Here is a 2,413-nt window from a genome sequence, read left to right on the forward strand (position 1 = left end):
GTGTTATATCCGATGAAATAGGATATGCATGTCTTGGCGGACTTGTCGGTTATTCTTTTTCAACCAGGATCTCAGAATCGTTTAATACGGCGGCGATTTCTGCAAAGAGGGCTTCTTTTGGCAGTCCAAATGGCGGAGACGATGATACAAATACCGGAGGACTCGTAGGATATACCAATAGTTCGGAGCTGACTGACTGCTACAATTCAGGCACGATCATGAAGTCGGATCAGAGCGAGAATGTTGGTGGTATTATAGGTTATCTCGGTGTCAGTTATTCGTTTACATCCGGTAAACCGATAGAGATGATCAATATCAGCAATATCAGGAATTGCTATAACTCCGGTCAGATAATATCCACTTCTGCATCTCCCAATAAGGGAATTGTTGGAAATTTCCATTTAAGTTCTTCATATGTCGGTCCCGGACCATTGGAGAGATGCATAGAAAACTGTTATTTCGACAATCAGGTTATGGGATTCGATCATCCTGATTATGGCAAATCTACTCGAGAATTTATAAGTGCTTTGCCTTCCGGATTTGATTCCAAGGTATGGAAATCGGAATCCGGCAAGTATCCCGTACTTGCAACGGGAACTGGCACGCAGACTCAGGAGATTTCCTCTCTTCCGTTATTGATGCGAGAAGTTGATAACAGCGCGAAGGTCAGGGAGGAAGTGGGGCTTACCCAGTCTTCCAATGTAACATGGGCATTGAATTTTGATGAGGAAGCCGGTGAGACGGCTACGGAAACTAAGGCACTGCGTGTCCAGGGCAATAAGGTGATTGTAAAAGATCAATATTCAAACTCTGTAATTACCGCATCTACTGCCGACAACTGGGGTATCAAGCTGTATCGTCTGGCGGTTGTGCCGAAGGTATTCGAAGGTGAAGGCACCGCTGGAGACCCATATATGATGAAGACGGTTGATGACTTCAGGAAACTTCATGAGGCTGTCAGCGTCTATAAGCAGAGTCACGATGGCGACTACTTCGTTATGGCTAATGACATAGACTTCTCCTCTGCGGAAGATTTCAGAGGTGTTGGTTATGGCGCTACAGGTGCGAATGCCACTATAAACCAGTTCTGCGGAATCTTCGACGGACTTGATCATACAGTGCATGGATTGAAGATTGATGCGGTCGTGCGTGATGACAAGAACGCTGTATCGAATACTGCATCAAGATATTATACAGGGTTCTTCGCTTATATTGGAGAGAAGGGGGTTGTGCGCAATCTCAATATCGCCGAAGATTGCAATCTGATGCATTACGCTTACGGCGGCTCTGTTGCCGGTGTCAACCAGGGTCTTGTTGAAAACTGCCGCAATTATGCCGCAGTCAATGCCATGACTTCATATGTCGGCGGTATCGTTGGTTACAACCATACCGGCGGAAAGGTAAACAAATGTTACAATGGAGGAGCTGTAAACTTCGGCACGGCGAANGGCGGCGGAATAGTCGGCTATAATGCCGCTACGGCGTGTGTTTCCAAGTGTCAGAATGATGGCGATGTATTCAACAAGTCGTTCGACAAAGTGACGGAGAAAACCAAGACCAACTGCGTAGGCGGTGTTGTTGGTACAAATTACGGCAAGATAGAGTGCAGCGTGAATAACGGCGGTGTTCAAGGCTTTGACAAAGTCGGTGGTATCGCAGGAGCTGCAAGCAATTATAATGGAGAAGGAGATATCGCGCAGTGTATAAACAACGGAGTTGTCAACGTGCTTGAATCAACTCTGTCACGCGGAGNTGTTCTTGGTTCTGCATCCGGTTCCATAACTCTCACAGGAAACTATTATGACGCATCTGTCAATGTTAACGGGGGCGCAAACAACAATGGNGTCGAGGGAGCCACAGGACTTTCTTCAAGCGAGCTTGTTGCAGGAAATGCACTTGCAGGTCTACCCGCAGAAGAATTTGATTTCACACCCAATGCATATCCTGTGCTCAAGGCGTTTGCAAACGAGCAAGCATCCAGAGCGATGCGTTCGATTNATNTGGCGTTTGCTCNGAAGCAGATGAGGACAAACGTGCTTGCCGAAGTTCCCCTTTCAAAGGCAGAAGGCATTGAGTTCAAACTTGAGAAAAACGAAAGTTTCAAGATAGAAGGTGACCTGTTGACAGTCATCAAGCCGGAAGGCATGACGCTTGTCTCAGACAGGAGAACGGCGACATGTGGAAATTATGCCAAGTCTTTCGATCTGAACGCAGTGCCTGTTATTCTCAAGGGAGAAGGCACGAAGGAATCTCCCTATCTGATTGAGACTCCGGCAGACTGGAACAAACTTGCCGACTTTATGGAGTCCTCCCAATGGGAATATAGCGGTAATTTCTTCAGAATTGAGAATGATATTGATTTCCAGGGCGACTCAATCAAACTGCTTGCAGTGAATGGGGTCAATTTCCAGGC

At 46.6% G+C, this 2,413-nt stretch carries 1 protein-coding gene; it reads left to right on the forward strand.

Translation table 11 applies throughout. The features are described from left to right. Window positions 1-2,413, forward strand: a 2,413-nt coding sequence (locus JX312_RS12290) for a GLUG motif-containing protein (protein ID WP_304505007.1), incomplete at both ends; no start/stop codon positions are given.

The organism is Barnesiella sp. CU968 (assembly GCF_905219685.1).
In the GTDB taxonomy this organism is placed as follows: Bacteria; Bacteroidota; Bacteroidia; order Bacteroidales; family Muribaculaceae; genus Lepagella; species Lepagella muris_A.